The sequence below is a fragment of the Ralstonia sp. 110700041-2 genome, from assembly GCF_056280165.1.
This window is the reverse complement of the sequence record NZ_JBSFAI010000022.1, coordinates 36,825-52,884: the sequence shown is the minus strand read 5'-3', so window position 1 is coordinate 52,884 and position 16,060 is coordinate 36,825. Positions and strand designations below refer to the sequence as shown.

The 16,060-nt window shown below is 63.5% G+C and carries 13 protein-coding genes; 8 read left to right on the top strand and 5 right to left on the bottom strand.

The annotated features are described in order from the left end of the window. Positions 1-446 precede the first annotated feature (446 nt). The 8 genes from ACUXH0_RS25500 (at position 447) to ettA (ending at position 10,444) form a co-directional block, all read left to right on the top strand. On the top strand, positions 447-1,895 hold the full coding sequence (locus ACUXH0_RS25500) for a carbohydrate porin (RefSeq protein WP_012436516.1): 1,449 nt from the start codon (positions 447-449) through the stop codon (positions 1,893-1,895). 232 nt (positions 1,896-2,127) lie between these two features. After that, positions 2,128-2,334 carry a hypothetical protein gene (locus ACUXH0_RS25495; protein ID WP_012436515.1) on the top strand — a complete coding sequence of 69 codons (207 nt, stop codon included), beginning with the start codon at positions 2,128-2,130 and terminating at the stop codon, positions 2,332-2,334. A 28-nt stretch (positions 2,335-2,362) separates the two neighbouring features. Then, positions 2,363-4,006, top strand: a complete 1,644-nt coding sequence (locus ACUXH0_RS25490; RefSeq protein ID WP_012436514.1) for an Nramp family divalent metal transporter — start codon at positions 2,363-2,365, stop codon at positions 4,004-4,006. A gap of 633 nt (positions 4,007-4,639) precedes the next feature. Then, positions 4,640-5,626 (top strand): ubiquinol oxidase subunit II, encoded by a 987-nt coding sequence (gene cyoA, locus ACUXH0_RS25485; RefSeq protein WP_027693052.1) that lies wholly within the window; start codon positions 4,640-4,642, stop codon positions 5,624-5,626. 9 nt (positions 5,627-5,635) lie between these two features. Continuing rightward, positions 5,636-7,615 carry a cytochrome o ubiquinol oxidase subunit I gene (gene cyoB / locus ACUXH0_RS25480; RefSeq protein WP_182594932.1) on the top strand — a complete coding sequence of 660 codons (1,980 nt, stop codon included), beginning with the start codon at positions 5,636-5,638 and terminating at the stop codon, positions 7,613-7,615. Positions 7,616-7,618: 3 nt separating this feature from the next. Continuing rightward, on the top strand, positions 7,619-8,260 hold the full coding sequence (cyoC, locus tag ACUXH0_RS25475) for a cytochrome o ubiquinol oxidase subunit III (RefSeq protein WP_182594933.1): 642 nt from the start codon (positions 7,619-7,621) through the stop codon (positions 8,258-8,260). Next, a complete protein-coding gene (locus ACUXH0_RS25470; RefSeq protein ID WP_004634669.1) occupies positions 8,260-8,628 on the top strand; it encodes a cytochrome o ubiquinol oxidase subunit IV in 369 nt (122 codons plus the stop codon). Before cyoC ends, ACUXH0_RS25470 begins: the two co-directional genes overlap by 1 nt. 148 nt (positions 8,629-8,776) lie before the next feature. Then, positions 8,777-10,444 carry an energy-dependent translational throttle protein EttA gene (gene ettA, locus ACUXH0_RS25465; RefSeq protein ID WP_012436510.1) on the top strand — a complete coding sequence of 556 codons (1,668 nt, stop codon included), beginning with the start codon at positions 8,777-8,779 and terminating at the stop codon, positions 10,442-10,444. On the opposite strand, the gene ACUXH0_RS25460 is transcribed toward ettA, so the two are convergent. The 5 genes from ACUXH0_RS25460 to ACUXH0_RS25440 all read right to left on the bottom strand — a co-directional run bounded on the left by ACUXH0_RS25460 (position 10,441) and on the right by ACUXH0_RS25440 (position 16,004). Then, positions 10,441-10,665, bottom strand: coding sequence for a CDGSH iron-sulfur domain-containing protein (locus ACUXH0_RS25460; protein ID WP_024972802.1), 225 nt, complete (start codon positions 10,663-10,665; stop codon positions 10,441-10,443). The genes ettA and ACUXH0_RS25460 overlap by 4 nt on opposite strands. A gap of 9 nt (positions 10,666-10,674) precedes the next feature. Further along, on the bottom strand, positions 10,675-11,163 hold the full coding sequence (locus ACUXH0_RS25455; protein WP_004634675.1) for an aminoacyl-tRNA deacylase: 489 nt from the start codon (positions 11,161-11,163) through the stop codon (positions 10,675-10,677). A 161-nt stretch (positions 11,164-11,324) separates the two neighbouring features. Beyond that, positions 11,325-11,648, bottom strand: coding sequence for a hypothetical protein (locus ACUXH0_RS25450; protein ID WP_182594934.1), 324 nt, complete (start codon positions 11,646-11,648; stop codon positions 11,325-11,327). 190 nt (positions 11,649-11,838) lie between these two features. Then, positions 11,839-14,427 carry a glucans biosynthesis glucosyltransferase MdoH gene (gene mdoH / locus ACUXH0_RS25445; RefSeq protein ID WP_182594935.1) on the bottom strand — a complete coding sequence of 863 codons (2,589 nt, stop codon included), beginning with the start codon at positions 14,425-14,427 and terminating at the stop codon, positions 11,839-11,841. Further along, the gene (locus ACUXH0_RS25440; protein ID WP_259393780.1) at positions 14,400-16,004 is read right to left on the bottom strand and encodes a glucan biosynthesis protein G; all 1,605 of its coding nucleotides are present in this window, start codon (positions 16,002-16,004) and stop codon (positions 14,400-14,402) included. The genes mdoH and ACUXH0_RS25440 overlap by 28 nt, the downstream gene beginning before the upstream one ends. Positions 16,005-16,060 lie beyond the last annotated feature (56 nt).

The window sequence follows — 16,060 nt, the reverse complement described above, 5'->3', positions numbered from 1 at the left end:
AAATATGGCATTGGGCGGCTTTACCCCGAAGCAGCGGCTGGCCATGGCCGCTTAGTTTCTACTTCTGCCGACTGTGGAAAACGGGGGCATTACCGCTTCGCGCGCGCCCCAAGAAAACGCTTGCCGCAGTCAACGAGACTTTGTTACTCTGCGCCCCGTCACAGTTACGGAGACCATCTCCATGGACAGTTGTTCTAGTCGATCTTCGATCGCACCTTGAACGGCTAGACAGTCTCGGCGCAACGTCTTCGCGCCTTCCCGCTGCCTAGCCGTATTGCACGGCGGGCGGTGGCTCTTGCGTGGGTTCTCTGCGCAAGTCTCTTCCTGAATTCGATTGTTGTTCGCCGGTACGGCCATGTAGCCGCGCATTTGCGTGCGCGTCGCATTGGGAGGTCCGTGTCCGGTCGTTGCCTACGTTCGTCACAGAAGCGAACGAGGGGGGCCTCATGCTGTTTGCTTCCATCGTCAAATCCGTCCGGAAGGCAGTACGCGCACTTATCTCGCTGGTGCGCGCCGCTGCTGCGGGCTGCCGTCCGCCCATTTTTGCTGCCATGGTGCTGCTATGGGTTTCTGCCCAGGCTGCCGATGCTGCAGAGGCGCTTGCATCGGTGCCGGCTGCCGCGACGCCGCTCATTGCCGGAGGCGAGTTCGGCGATCGCTTTGGTTTTCACGGTCAATCCACCTGGGTCTGGCAGGCCAAACCTGCGTTCAAGTCGCCGTATAGCGGTGACAACAGCCTGACGGCGGACCGGGCGACCAGTTACTCCTTCAGCACCACGCTCGATCTCGGCATGCGGTTGTGGAGGGGCGCCGAGTTCCACTTCAACCCAGAAGTCGTGATGGGCAAGGCATTCTCCGATCTGCACGGGCTGGGCGGCCCAACCAACGGGGAACTGGCCAAGGTCACGGGCACCGACCCGACGCTCTATCGCGCTCGCGTGTTCCTGCGCCAGACCTGGGGTCTGGGCGGCGACACCGAAAAGGTCGATGCCGACTTCAACCAGTTCGCCGACGTTGTGGACAAGCGTCGCGTGGTACTCACCGTGGGCAATTTGCCCGTGCTCGACGTGTTCGATGCGGTGGAGTACGCGCACGATCCGCGCACGCAGTTCCTAAACTGGTCGTTCATGACGCATCCGTCGTTCGACTATGCTGCGGATGCGCGCGGCTACAGCTGGGGGATTGCGCTGGAGTACACCGATAGCGAGTTCGGCTGGGCCGTGCGCGCGGGCCGCTTCCTGCAGCCGGTGGAGTCCAACGGCTTGCCGCTCGACACCCGTTTTCTCAAGCACTACGGCGACATGCTCGAACTGGAGAAGAGCTTCACGCTGTTCGGCCAGGAGGGCAAGGTGCGCCTACTCGGATGGCGAAACTTCGCACGCATGGGCCGCTTTGACGATGCCATTGCGCTCGGTCAAGCCACTGCGGGCCAGCCCGATTTGAGTCTGGTTCGGCGTGAGCACGCCAAGGTCGGCGTGGGTTTGTCCTTCGAGCAAAAGGTGGGTGAAAACTTGGGCCTCTTCACCCGATTGAACTGGTCGGATGATAAGACCGAGACCTATGCTTTTACGGAAGCGGGGCGCAACGTGTCGTTTGGCGGCTTGCTCAAGGGCGCGTCGTGGGGGCGTCCGGACGATGTGCTGGGGGCGGCCTTTTCGCTCAACATGCTGGGCCCGGACCATCGCGCCTATTTGGCCGCAGGCGGCAACGGCGCGTTCCTGGGCGATAGCGCCTTGAACTACGGCCACGAACGCATACTCGAAGTGTTTTACAGCTTTCAACCGGTCAAGGGCATCATGCTCAGCCCCGATTTTCAGTTAATCCAGAACCCCGGCTACAACCGGGACCGCGGGCCTGCCAAGTTCTTCGGCCTGCGCGTCCACGCCGAGTTCTAACCGTAGGAGGACCCATATGGACAGTCCGAGTCGACCTTACCCGACATTTACATCGGTATCCCACTAGGCGAGTCCGCCGCACGGTTTTCCCCTGCTGCTGACTTGCCGCCCAGGCAAGGCAGCGGTATCTGCATCGCTCCTTGATCGTTTCGACCATGCCGCCGCGTGTGTGTACAACGCGTGCGGAGATTGCTGCGTGCCGCGCGTATGCGCACGCGGCGAGGAGTGTGTCATGCGCAAATTCAATATTCCCGCCCGTCGTTTCTCGACGATCGCACTGCCGTTCAGCTCGGTGTTCGTGCAGCCGCGCGTTGCTGCACCTGCGCGCGCCGACGCCGTGCCCGTGACCTCCAACCGCCGGGCAGGCGACGGCGGTCAGCCGCTTTCCAACCACGGTTACGCGGCGGCGGCTGTGCGCCTGTCGCGCACGTACTGGTAATCCAACAACACAAAAAAAGGAGGTCGACATGACCCAATTCGCTTCGGGCATCGACGCACCGCCACGTCATGCCGCACTCGACGACGCTCATGTGGGCGACATCCGCGGCGCGCTCGGCACCATCGCGCATCACGATACGGGCGCTCGTAACAGCTGGCGCGCGCGTCTGCGGACGCTGCTCGCCATCCTCGGGCCCGGCCTGATCGTGATGGTCGGCGACAACGACGCCGGCGCCTTCGGCACGTACACGCAAGCCGGGCAGAACTACGGCACCACGCTGTTGTGGACGCTGTTGTTGCTCATCCCCGTGCTGTACGTGAACCAGGAGATGGTGCTGCGCCTGGGCGCCGTCACGCGCGTTGGCCATGCGCGGTTGATCTTTGCCCGCTTCGGCAGGTTCTGGGGCAGCTTCTCTGTCATCGATCTGTTTCTGGTGAACGCGCTGACGCTCGTGACAGAGTTCATCGGTATCAGCCTGGCGCTGGAGTACCTCGGCATCCCTAGACACTGGGGCGTGTGTGCGGCGGCGGCGCTGGTGATGCTGGCTGCCTCCACCGGCGACTTCCGCCGCTTCGAGCGCTTTGCGCTGGCGCTGGTGGCCGGCAGTCTCACGCTCATTCCCGTGTTCGTGATGGTCCATCCGCCAATTGGGCAGGTGGCACGCGACTTCTTTGTGCCCGCGCTACCGGCCGGCGCACCGCTAGCGGAGGTCATGCTGCTGATCATCGCCATCGTCGGGACGACCGTGGCGCCGTGGCAATTGTTCTTCCAACAGAGCTACGTGATCGACAAGCGCATCACCGCCCGTTTCATCCGCTATGAACGCGCGGATCTGTGGCTGGGCATCGTCCTCGTGATTGCCGGCGCGGTGGCGATGATCGCCTTCAGCGCCCAGGCCTTTCACGGTTCGCCAGAGTTCGGCAACTACACCGATGCGCTCGGCACGGCGCACGGTCTGGAGCGCCACTCGGGCCGCTGGGCCGGTGTCCTGTTTGCGATTGCGCTGCTGGATGCCAGCATCATCGGCGCCTGTGCGGTGTCGTTGTCGACCGCGTATGCGATCGGCGACGTGTTTGCCGTGCGGCACTCGCTGCATCGCAAGCCGACGGAAGCCAAGGGCTTCTACGCGATCTACTTCGGGCTGACCTTGCTGGCCGCAGGATTGGTGCTGACGCCCGGCGTGCCGCTCGGTTTGTTGACCAATGCAGTGCAATCGCTGGCCGGCGTGCTGCTGCCAAGCGCGACAGTGTTCCTGCTGCTTTTGTGCAACGACAAGGCCGTGCTGGGCCCGTGGACGAACGGCCGCGCGATGAACCTCTTCACCGGCGGTGTGGTGGCGGTGCTGGTGATGCTCTCCGTCATCCTGACGGCGGCTGTGTTGTTTCCGGGGATCGGAGAATTCGAGATCGGCGCCATCCTGATCGGCGGTTCGCTCATCGCCGTGGTCATGTCGCTGGTGCTATGGCGCATCGAGCGACGCAGGCACCGGCCGCACCATCCACAGCGTGTGAGCGTGCTGGATCGCAATCACTGGACGATGCCGCCGCTCGAGCAGCTCACGCCTGCCCGTTGGACGCCGCTCAAGCGCACGTGGATGTTTGTGCTGCGCGGCTACCTCGTGGTGGCTGCGGGGCTGGTGCTGGTACGGATTGCCGGGTTGCTCGCCCAATGAGGCCGTAGGGAAAAGCGCAGGGAGGCCGCTTCGGCGGCCTCTCCAAGATGAGAATTGTTCTTATTATCAGCTCAACCTTCGGGCGCACATTTGGTGACAACGTCGGCTGCGCGCCACTGTGGCTGATTGTCGCAGTGCAACAACAGGCACTTTCGATTGGCTTACCCGCAAAGCCACGTAAACCCTAGCCCTGCGGTTAGGAAATCACTTGTCAATCGACGTCGTTTTCTATTTGCCTGAGCGGATAGCGCGATCCAAAGCGCCGTCTGGCGGTAAGATCGCGCCCGCATTCCACTTCCAACCGCGCTCCCCCAACGGGCGCATGACGCAGTGCCTGCTCCGACCTTTCACGCCCCCGATCTGTCGTCCGCCGCTTTGTGCGACGCGGCGAAGTTCGACCTCGCCCATGCCCTGCATGAGCGAAGCCCACCTCGCCAACTGAGGGCGTTGGGTTCAGCTTCTCCCTGACCGGCGCCTGATGTGATCGAAGATCCGCTGCCGCACCTCAGCTGTATTCGGGGCGCCGGTAGTTCGGTCTTCTCTCATTTCCCGCGTTTTTCCCCTTGTGGCCGCTGTCTGGGCTGCTGGGCTCCCGTGATGTTGGTGCGCATCGCCGGCGCAATTGTGTAAGACATGAAGAACACACTCGTTCCACATATGAAGCGGCTCTTCGCCGCAAGCCTCCCGCTCCTGCTTGCGGGCTGCAACCTGACGGTCCTGGACCCGAAGGGGATGATTGCGGCTGAAGAAAAGACGCTGATCCTGGTGGCGACCGGCCTGATGCTGCTGGTCGTCATTCCCGTGATCGTGCTGACGCTGGTGTTTGCGTGGAAGTACCGCGCGTCCAACACCAAGGCTCGCTACGAGCCCGACTGGTCGCACTCCAACGCCATCGAGGCCGTGGTGTGGCTGATCCCGTGCCTGATCATCATCGTGTTGGGCGTGATCACCTATAAGTCCACGCACGCGCTCGATCCGTACAAGCCGATCGAATCGGATGTGAAGCCCATCACGGTCGAGGCTGTCTCGCTCGACTGGAAGTGGCTGTTCATCTATCCGGAACTGAAGATCGCGACGGTCAACCAGCTCGCATTCCCGGCCAACACCCCGATCAACTTCAAGATCACGTCCGACACGGTGATGAACGCGTTCTTCATCCCGCAGCTGGGCAGCCAGGTGTACGCCATGGCGGGCATGCAGACCAAGCTGCACCTGATCGCCAACGAGACCGGCGTGTTTGACGGCATGTCGTCGAACTACAGCGGCTCGGGCTTCACAGGCATGAAGTTCAAGGCCACGGCCATGACGAACGAAGAGTTCGACGCCTGGGTCAAGCAGGTTCGCGCCTCGTCGCAGAACCTGACCAAGGAAGGCTACGCCGAGCTGTCCAAGCCGAGCGAGAAGGTGCCGCCGGCGGCGTATGCATCGGTCGACCCGTCGCTGTATCACAGCATCCTGCACAAATACATGGACAAGATGGGCGAAGGGGAGAAGGTCCTGACGCTCGACGAGGCGCTCGAAGGCGCCAACTGCACGACGGCCACGGCTGAGGCGGCAACGCGTCCGCTGCCGGTGCAGTCCGCCCTGCCTGCGCCCAAGAGCGCGGCCAAGAATTCCTAGGAGTTGACGATGTTTGGCAAGTTGAGTCTGGAGGCCATTCCGCTGCACGAGCCCATCGTGGTCGTGACGGTGTCGGCCATTCTGCTGGGTGGCGCGGGCCTGTTCGGCCTGATCACCTATCTCAAGAAGTGGACCTATCTCTGGAATGAGTGGATCACCTCGGTCGACCACAAGAAGATCGGCGTGATGTACTGCATTCTGGCCATCGTGATGCTGCTGCGCGGCTTTGCCGACGCCATCATGATGCGCTCGCAACTGGCGGTTGCCTCGGGCGGCGGTGCCGGCTATCTGCCGCCTGAGCACTACGACCAGATCTTTACCGCGCACGGCGTGATCATGATTTTCTTCATGGCCATGCCGCTCATGACGGGCCTGATCAACCTGATCGTGCCGCTGCAGATCGGCGCGCGCGACGTGGCATTTCCGTTCCTGAACACGCTGTCGTTCTGGCTGGCTGCTGCAGGTGTGGTGCTGATCAACGTGTCGCTGGGCGTGGGCGAATTCGCTCGCACCGGCTGGCTGGCGTACCCGCCGCTGTCGGAGCTGGCCTACAGCCCGGGCGTGGGGGTCGATTACTACATCTGGGCCTTGCAGATATCGGGCCTCGGGACATTGCTGACCGGCGTGAACTTCGTCGCGACCATCTTCAAGATGCGCGCGCCGGGCATGACGCTGATGCGCATGCCGATCTTCACCTGGACCGCCCTGTGCGCCAACATCCTGATCGTGGCTGCCTTCCCGGTGCTGACCGTGGCGCTGGCACTGCTGGGTGCCGACCGCTACCTGGACATGCACTTCTTCACGAACGGCGGCGGCGGTAACGCCATGCTGTACGTGAACCTGATCTGGATCTGGGGCCACCCCGAGGTGTACATCCTGATCCTGCCGGCCTTCGGCATGTTCTCGGAAATCGTCTCGACGTTCTCGCGCAAGAAGCTCTTCGGCTACACGTCGATGGTGTGGGCGACCGCCGGTATCACCGTGCTGTCGTTCCTGGTGTGGCTGCACCACTTCTTCACCATGGGCTCGGGTGCGAACGTCAACGCGTTTTTCGGTATCGCGACGATGATCATCTCGATCCCGACGGGCGTGAAGATCTTCAACTGGCTGTTCACGATGTACCGCGGCCGCGTCGAGCTGAACTCAATGATGCTGTGGACGATCGGCTTCATGATCACCTTCGTGATCGGCGGGATGACCGGCGTGCTGCTGGCTGTGCCGGGCGCCGACTTCCTGCTGCACAACAGCCTGTTCCTGATCGCTCACTTCCACAACACCATCATCGGCGGCGTGGTGTTCGGTTACCTGGCTGGTATCACGTACTGGTTCCCGAAGGCCTTCGGCTTCAAGCTGGACGAGAAGTGGGGCAAGCGCGCCTTCTGGTGCTGGTTCGTGGGCTTCTACACCGCCTTCATGCCGCTGTACGTGCTCGGCTTCATGGGCATGACGCGTCGTCTGAACCATACCGACAACCCGGCATGGCAGCCGTGGCTGATCGTTGCCGTGATCGGCGCCGCGATCATCGCCTGCGGCATCGCTTCGCAGCTCATCCAGATCTTCGTGAGCGTCCGCAACCGTCATGCGCTGGCCGACCTGACGGGCGATCCGTGGGGCGGTCGCACGCTGGAGTGGGCGACGTCGTCGCCGCCGGCGCACTACAACTTCGCCCGCGTGCCGGTCATCCGTGACATCGACGCCTTTGCCGACATGAAGGCGCGCGGCGAGGTGCTGACGCAGGCCGCACCGAGCTACGAGAAGATCCACATGCCGAAGAACACCGGTGCCGGCTTCTTCATCGGCATGTTCTCGATCGTGATGGGCTTCGCGCTGATCTGGCACATCTGGTGGATGGCCGTGCTGGGTCTGGTCGGCATGATCGGCAGCTTCATCCTCCGCAGCAACAACGACGACATCGATTACTACGTGCCCGCTCACGAGGTTCACGAGACCGAGTCGGCCTACTTCCAACGTATCGGTTCGCAGGCTTAAACCATGGCTTCCAATGTTCTAGACGGTCACGCCGCGCACGGTCACGCGCACGGCCACGACCACGCGCATGACCATGCGCACCACCACGATTCTGCAGACACCAAGGTCTTCGGCTTCTGGGTGTACCTGATGAGCGACTTGATCATCTTCGCGTCGCTGTTTGCCACGTTCTGCGTCCTGCGCGGTGCAACGGCCGGCGGCCCGACTGGCAAGGAACTCTTCGATCTGTCGTACGTGGCGATCGAAACCGGCATCCTGCTGGTGTCGTCCATCACCTACGGCATGGTGATGATCAGCCTGCAGAACGGCCGCAAGGATCAAGTGATGCTGTGGCTGGGCATCACGCTGCTGCTGGGCGCCGCGTTCGTCGGCATGGAAATCAACGAGTTCCACCACCTGATCGCAGAAGGCGCCGGCCCGAGCCGCAGCGCATTCCTGTCGTCGTTCTTCCTGCTGGTCGGCACGCACGGCCTGCACGTGGCGAGCGGCATGCTGTGGATCATCGTCCTGATGTGGCAGATCGGTGCCAAAGGCCTGACTCCGACCCAATCGACTCGACTGTCGTGCCTGAGCCTGTTCTGGCACTTCTTGGACGTGGTGTGGATCGGTGTGTTTACCGTCGTCTATCTGCTGGGAGCGATGTAATGGAACAGACCAACGCAACATCCGCCATCGCCCACGGCGAGGATCACGGTCATGCAGCCGGCGGCGCCGGCCATGCCACCGTCAAGGGCTACCTGATCGGCTTCGTGCTGGCGGTGATCCTGACGGCCATCCCGTTCAAGATGGTGATGGACGGCGGCTACTCGCACCAGACGGTGCTGGTGACGGTGATGGCTCTGGCGGTCGTGCAGATCGTCGTACACCTGATCTATTTCCTGCACCTGGATGGATCGTCTGCCCAGCGCTGGAACGTGATGGCCTTCCTGTTCACGCTGCTGATCCTGGCGATCGTCGTTGTCGGCTCGCTGTGGGTCATGCATAACATGAACGCCAACATGATGACGATGTAACGAGCCAGCCTGCCGCTGCATCGGAAGGGCGCCCCTGGTGGGCGCCTTTTCTTTTGCTCGAGCGGCCTTGAGCCCTGGGCTTGCCGTGCCCCGGCTTTGTTAAACTCGCCGGATTCCCCATTTCTGCGTTTCCCCCCGCAATTCCGCCATGTCACAGTACGTTTTCACCATGAACCGCGTGGGCAAGATCGTTCCGCCCAAGCGCCAGATTCTCAAGGACATCTCGCTGTCGTTCTTCCCCGGCGCCAAGATCGGGGTGCTGGGCTTGAACGGCTCCGGCAAGTCGACCGTGCTCAAGATCATGGCCGGCCTCGACAAGGACATCGAAGGCGAAGCCACGCCGATGCCCAACCTCAACATCGGCTACTTACCGCAGGAGCCGCAGCTCGATCCCGCCAAGACGGTGCGCGAAGAAGTCGAGAGCGGCCTGGGCGAAGTGATGGATGCGCAAAAGCAGCTCGAAGCCATCTACGCGGCATACGCCGAGGAAGGTGCCGACTTCGACAAGCTCGCCGAAGAACAGGCGCGCCTGGAAGCCATCATTGCCGCCGGTGCCGGTGACAACGTGGAACTGCAGCTCGAAATTGCCGCCGACGCACTGCGCTTGCCGCCGTGGGACGCGAAGATCGAGCATCTCTCGGGCGGTGAAAAGCGTCGTGTCGCGCTGTGCAAGCTGCTGCTGTCGCGCCCCGACATGCTGCTGCTCGACGAGCCGACCAACCATCTGGATGCGGAATCCGTGGACTGGCTCGAGCAGTTCCTCACGCGCTTCCCCGGCACCGTTGTGGCTGTGACCCACGACCGCTACTTCCTCGACAACGCCGCCGAGTGGATTCTCGAACTCGACCGCGGCCACGGCATCCCCTGGAAGGGCAATTACAGCTCCTGGCTCGATCAGAAAGAGACGCGCCTGAAGCAGGAAGAGTCGAGCGAATCGGCGCGCCAGAAAGCGCTAAAGAAAGAGCTCGAATGGGTGCGCCAGAATCCGAAGGGCCGTCAGGCCAAGTCGAAGGCGCGTCTGGCCCGCTTTGACGAGTTGAACAGCCAGGAATACCAGAAGCGCAACGAGACGCAGGAAATCTTCATCCCGGCCGGCGAGCGTCTGGGCAATGAAGTCATCGAGTTCCAGAACGTCAGCAAGAGCTATGGCGATCGCCTGCTGATCGACAACCTCAGCTTTACGATTCCGCCGGGCGCCATCGTCGGCATCATTGGCCCGAACGGCGCCGGTAAGTCGACGCTCTTCCGCATGATCACGGGCAAGGAGCAGCCGGATTCGGGCACCATCAAGATCGGCCCGACGGTCAAGCTGGCTTACGTTGACCAGAGCCGCGATGCGCTTTCCGCAGACAAGACCGTCTTCGAAGAGATTTCGAACGGTTCCGACATCCTCACGGTGGGCCGCTATGAAACGCCATCGCGTGCCTACATCGGCCGCTTCAACTTCAAGGGTGGCGATCAGCAAAAGCACGTCGGCACGCTGTCTGGCGGCGAGCGCGGGCGCCTGCACTTGGCCAAGACGCTCATCTCGGGCGGCAATGTGCTGCTGCTCGATGAGCCGTCAAACGACCTGGACGTGGAAACGCTGCGTGCGCTGGAAGACGCGCTGCTCGAGTTCGCGGGCTGCGTGATGGTGATCTCGCACGATCGCTGGTTCCTCGATCGCATCGCCACGCACATCATCGCGTTCGAAGGCGATTCGCACGTCGAGTTCTTCCCGGGCAACTATCAGGAATACGAAGCCGACAAGAAGAAGCGTCTGGGCGAAGAAGGCGCGAAGCCCAAGCGTATCCGCTACAAGCCCGTTACGCGTTAAGCAGGCGCATCGGGCACAGTCGCGTCGAGGTTGCTGTCAAACTCGACGCGCTTGTGCGACCCGTCACAGAACGGCTTGTTCAAGGAGTGCCCGCAGCGGCACAGCCATGCCTGGCCTTCTTCTACGGCCAACTCGCGCCCGCCCTGGGTGGCGACCCGGAAGGTTCCCTTGATATGGTACGGCCCGTTGTTGCGGACCGTGATGACAACGTCGTCTGCCATGGCGGGTTCTCAGAAGAGCATGCCCTGCATGCGATACGCGAAGTGTCCGGGCTTGGCGTCGCGCATTAAAGCCATGAACTGATCCATGTCCATATGCACGACATTTTCGTGGTCGCCGGCTTCGAAGTAGACGTCGCCGTGGGCCATCAGACTGCTGTCGATGTAGGTGGGCATGCCGTAAGCCATGCCAACGGGTGGTACGGCGCCAGCATCGCAGTCCCGAAAGACTTCGCGCAACTCGGATTCATCGGCCAGTGTCAGGTCCAGGCGGCCAGTTTCCTTTTGCAATTCCGACAGATGCAGGTGATACGTCGATGGCAACACGGCCGCGACATAGCCGAGCTTGTCTTCGAGCAGCAGCGTCTTGGCCAGACGGTCGCCCGGGACATGTGCAGACTGCGCGGTCTCCGTGCTGGTATGGGTATGCGGATGGCGAATCACCTCGTACAGGCAGCCCTTGCTGCGCAGGCAGCCGTCGAGGGTGCTGGAGATCGACATGGCGTCCTCCCGTGTGCTGTGCGGCCGGCGGCGGGATTGCGGGGGCCACTACGTCAGCATAGGTCGGTTTGCAGATTGCGCGGGCATTCGAGCGTACAAAAGCAACGGGCCGCTCGTGTGAGCGGCCCGTTGCCGATGTAGCTGCCTGTTGCCGCTAGGCGTTAGCGGTCCCAGCCGCGGTGCCAGCCGTGATCGTGGTGCCCTTCGTGTTCGTGCCATTCGCGTTCGCGCCACTCGTGGCGGCGCCATTCGCGCTCACCCCAGTCGTCGCGGTCACGATAGTAGCCGCCATAGATCACCGGGGCCGGGGCATAGACCGGGGCAGGGCGATATACCACGGGCGGGGGTGCATAGACAGGTGCCGGGGCCACATACACCGGCGCAGGCACGCCGATCGCCACGCCGACATCCACATGCGCCAGCGCCGCCGTCGAGGCGCACAGCGCGGCGCCACCCAGAACGAATGCGAGCAGTGTGCGTTTCATGATGCTTCTCCTTACGGTTGCGAGGCCGGGGGCTACTGTGCCGTCGACTTCGTGTATCAAGTTCATGATGCCATTCTATGAACCGTTGGGCGCTTCAGGTGATACGCAAATCCTACGGATGTAACGGGAAGTAAAACGCCCCACCGGCAAGACGCTGGTGGGGCGCGGCACTTCAAGTGGGGTGGCGCGTTCAGCCCTGTGCAGCTTCCCAGGCCGCACGCTGTGCAGGTGACGACCACACCGCCAGGTGCAGTGCCGACAAGGAGAATGGATCGGACAGCAACACCAGCTTCTGCTTGCCCGTGAGCTTGTCCGGGCCAACCTCCAACGCATGGCGCACATGCGCCTCACGCACGGCAACCAAGCGCCGGTCGTGCGGAAAGCGCGCCGTGCCGATCGCGCACATCAGCGCGTTGGTGACGGGGTCGACCACGGCTTGGCGGAAATCCGGCATCGGCGGCGCATTGCGCAGGTGCTTGCGCGTGGCGCGCAACTCACGCGGCGGGCGCACTTCCTCGGGAATCATGAACAGGCGCAGGCGCCGCATGCGGCGGCCCAGGCTCACGCGGCTGGAGAACACGGACAGCGGAATCGACACGATCAGCGCGCCGACCACGGGCGACAGCCACCAAAGGAAGCTCGGGTTCAGCCAATACACGATGGCGGCCCAAACGATGCCGATGACGGTGTGCAGGCCGTGGCGGCGTACGGCGTCGCTCCAATGCGTCTGTGCATCTTCGCGCGGCGGCGACTTCCAGTGCACCTTCCAGCCGAGGAACGCGGCCGTCACAAAGCGCGTGTGGAACAGCATGCGCACCGGCGCGGCCAGCACCGAGAACACCGCCTCGATTGCCATCGACAACGCCAGGTGGATCGCCCCGCCAAAGCGTCTCGGCCCCTGCGCCCACAGGACGAGCACGCTCAGGATCTTCGGCAGGAACAGCACGGTGGCGGTGGCGGAAAACAGCGCGGCGGCTTTTTCCGGATGCCACTCCGGCCAGATCGGGAAGAGCTGGCGGGGCTGCGTGAAGTATTCCGGCGCGATCAGCGTGTGCTTGGCCAGCAGGGCCGTCGACAGGATCAGAAACAGGAACCACAGCGGCGCCGACAAATACGCCATCACGCCGGTGATGAACACCGCGCGGTGCACACGGTGAAAGCCCGGCGCGCCGAACAGGCGGAAGTTCATGAGGTTGCCGTGGCACCAGCGGCGGTCGCGGCCCAGCTCGTCGAGCAGGTTGGGCGGCATTTCTTCGTAGCTGCCGTCGAGGTCGTAGGCGATCCACACGGCCCAGCCGGCGCGCCGCATCAGCGCGGCTTCGACAAAATCGTGCGACATGATCTCGCCGGAAAGCGAGCCCTTGCCCGGAATCGGCGCCAGCGCGCAGTGCTTGATGAACGGGTCCAGCCGGATGATGGCGTTGTGGCCCCAGTAGTGCGACTCGCCGAGTTGCCAGTAGTGCAGGCCAGCGGTGAACAGCGGCCCGTACACGCGCGTGGCGAATTGCTGGATACGCGCATACAGCGTGTCGCGGCCGGCGGCGCGCGGCGCGGTCTGGATGATGCCCGCGCTTGGCGCGCCTTCCATCAACTGCACGAGGCGCGTCAGGCAATCGCCGCTCATCACGCTGTCGGCGTCGAGCACGATCATGTAGCGGTATTTGCCGCCCCAGCGCCGGCAGAAATCGTCGATGTTGCCGCTCTTGCGCTTCACGCGGTGGCGGCGCCAGCGGTAGAAGATGCGGCCGAAACCATCGAGCGCGCGGCAGATGTGCAGCCATGCGTCGGCTTCTGCCGTGCGGATGTCCGGGTCGCCGGAGTCCGACAGCACGAAGAAGTCGAAGTGCTCCAGGTGTCCCGTGCGCTGCAACGACTCGTACGTCGCGCGCAGCCCCGCGAACACGCGCTGCACATCTTCATTGCAGATCGGCATGACGATGGCCGTGCGCGCATCGTCCGGAATCGTGGCGTCGGGCGTGGCGCGGCGCGAGATGACGAAGCGGTCGCCGTGGAAGGCCAGCAGCAGGAAGCCGGTGATGGCCGTCCAGAAGCCAGCTGACACCCAGCAGAACAGCACCGCAAACAGCACGATGATGATGGCTTCGAGCCAGTCTGCGCCGTGGTATGGCAGCACTGTGCTCATCGCCCAGGTGGCAGCGATGGTCTGCGCGATCATCAGCGCGAGAAGCGTCAGGCGCCGGCGCGCCCCAACGAAGCGCCAGATGCCTTTCGGGTCGGGCGAGTCGGGCGCTTCATACGGCACCGGCTTCTGGCCGCCGTGCATCCAGCGGTCGATGGCCTTGCGCGCGCGCCAGATGGGCCCGAGCACCCACGGCCACGGCACCATCGACCGGCGCGCGGGTGCGGGGCCCGTATCCAGATGGATGCGGCCCTGGCTATCGTGCTCAAGCGGCGGTACCGGTTCAGCAGTGGGCTCCGTCGATGCAGCATTGGCGCGCGTGGCGCCATAGGCGGCATCCAGGCGCGAGCCTACGGAGGCGTAGGCCGGCGCGTCGGCGTCAAGCGAGGTTGTCTGCGCCGGGTCGAGCCTGGCCAGTGCGCGATGCAGCTTGGCAAGCGCCGCTGCATCGTCGTCGCCAGCGGTGATGCCCGCGTCGTGCAGCAGCGCAGCACGCGCATCGGCCGCCAGCGGCAGCGCTTCAAGGTAATGGTCTGCCACAGACTGCGCTGTGGCAGGGCTGGTGGAGGGGGCGGCGCCGGGAGCACCGCCAGTCTGGGCTGTCGTCACGTTCAGCCCGGCGGTAACAGGTAGCTCCACGTCTCAGAGAGTCCGGTGCCGCCGCTGCGCAGGTAGCCGCGCAATTCGACGGGTTTGTCGTCGTCGACCCGCTTGAGGCGCACGGTCACGCGCCAGCCGCCGGTCGCGGTGTTGGGCTGGCCGAAGATCGATTCGATCTTGCCGTTGGCATCTGCCGAGAACACCGGCTCAACCGGTGCATTCGGCGCCAGCTTGGCCAGTGCGGGGCCTTCAAAGTCGACCACGAAGGCGATCGTATCGTCAGGCTTGCGCTCGTCGGGGCGCTTGGTGGTCCAGCCGTGCGAGCGGCGCGTCTGCGTAACCCATGCCAGCGCTGGCTTCTTGTCGGCATCCTTCTGCCACAGCAGGCGGTATTCAAGGTTGAACGGCTGATGCGGCTTGGGCGGGTTCTCGGGCACCCAGTAGGCGACCACATTGTCGTTCGTCTCGTCGGGCGTCGGGATCTGCACAAGCTCCACGCGGCCCGCGCCCCATTTGCCGACGGGCTCGACCCACGCGCTCGGGCGCAGTTCATAGCGGTCGCCGATTTCCTGGTAGCTGGAGAACGCGCGGTCACGCTGCATCAGGCCGAAGCCGCCCGGATTGGTCGTCCCGAACGAGCTGACCAGCAGGCGCTTGGGGTTCGTCAGCGGACGCCAGATCCATTCACCCGTGCCGGAAAGCACCGACAGGCCGTCGGAGTCGTGCACCTCGGGGCGGAAATCCAGCGCAGGCGCCGGCTGATTCTCGCCAAAGAAGAACATGCTGGTGAGCGGTGCGATGGCCAGCTTGCTCACGTTTTCGCGCATGTACACCTGCGCCTTCACGTCGACCGCCGTATCGCTGCCCGGCTTGATGACAAAGCGGTAGGCACCCGTGGCGCGGCGCGAGTTGAGCAGCGCGTAGATTGTCAGTTCCTTGGCGTTGACCGCGGGGCGTTCGATCCAGAAATCGGTGAAGCGGGGGAATTCCTCGCCCGAATTGAGCGCGGTGTCGATGGCCAGACCGCGCGCGGACAGGCCGTAGACCTGCCCCTTGCCGATGCCGCGGAAGTACGACGCGCCCAGGAACACGATGACCTCGTCCTTGTACTTGGGCGTGTTCATCGGATAGTGCACGCGGAAGCCGGCAAAGCCGAGCTTCTGCACCTGTTTCGGATCGAGCTTGACCGGGCCGTAGTCGAACAGGCGCGGATCGAAGCGGATTTCGCGCACGCCGGCGGGCGACACCTCGTTGATCTTCACGGGCTGGTCGTAGTACGAACCCTCGTGGAAGAAGCCGAGTTCGAACGGCAGCTTGTCGCGGCGCCAGTACGCCTGGTCGGACTTGAAGCGGATTTCGCGGTACTGGTCGTAGCGCAGCTCGCGCAATTCGCGCGGCAGGGTGTCGGCGGGCGCCTGATACGGCTTTGCGGCCAGTTGCTTGGCGCGCGCGGCCACATCGTTGAAGCCGAAGGCCAGCGCAGCATGCGCCGAAGCCAGCGCCAGCAGGCCGACGGCCAGCGCAGCATGCGCCGAAGCCAGCGCCAGCAGGCCGACGGCCAGCCGCGCATAGCGGGCTACCGAACGGGTGCGTACAGCGCGGGCGGCTGACGGCATGCGGGAGGAAACAGCGGAGGGAATGTTCAAAATGAGATCGCGTCTATGCGGCGGGC

Bases quoted from the DNA above. Each gene is read 5' to 3' on its own strand.
- ACUXH0_RS25450 (WP_182594934.1), bottom strand. From the start codon at position 11,648: ATGAAACGCACACTGCTCGCATTCGTTCTGGGTGGCGCCGCGCTGTGC.
- ACUXH0_RS25470 (WP_004634669.1), top strand. From the start codon at position 8,260: ATGGAACAGACCAACGCAACATCCGCCATCGCCCACGGCGAGGATCAC.
- ACUXH0_RS25490 (WP_012436514.1), top strand. From the start codon at position 2,363: ATGACCCAATTCGCTTCGGGCATCGACGCACCGCCACGTCATGCCGCA.
- ACUXH0_RS25460 (WP_024972802.1), bottom strand. From the start codon at position 10,665: ATGGCAGACGACGTTGTCATCACGGTCCGCAACAACGGGCCGTACCAT.
- ettA (WP_012436510.1), top strand. From the start codon at position 8,777: ATGTCACAGTACGTTTTCACCATGAACCGCGTGGGCAAGATCGTTCCG.
- ACUXH0_RS25500 (WP_012436516.1), top strand. From the start codon at position 447: ATGCTGTTTGCTTCCATCGTCAAATCCGTCCGGAAGGCAGTACGCGCA.
- cyoA (WP_027693052.1), top strand. From the start codon at position 4,640: ATGAAGAACACACTCGTTCCACATATGAAGCGGCTCTTCGCCGCAAGC.
- cyoB (WP_182594932.1), top strand. From the start codon at position 5,636: ATGTTTGGCAAGTTGAGTCTGGAGGCCATTCCGCTGCACGAGCCCATC.
- ACUXH0_RS25495 (WP_012436515.1), top strand. From the start codon at position 2,128: ATGCGCAAATTCAATATTCCCGCCCGTCGTTTCTCGACGATCGCACTG.
- ACUXH0_RS25455 (WP_004634675.1), bottom strand. From the start codon at position 11,163: ATGTCGATCTCCAGCACCCTCGACGGCTGCCTGCGCAGCAAGGGCTGC.
- ACUXH0_RS25440 (WP_259393780.1), bottom strand. From the start codon at position 16,004: ATGCCGTCAGCCGCCCGCGCTGTACGCACCCGTTCGGTAGCCCGCTAT.
- cyoC (WP_182594933.1), top strand. From the start codon at position 7,619: ATGGCTTCCAATGTTCTAGACGGTCACGCCGCGCACGGTCACGCGCAC.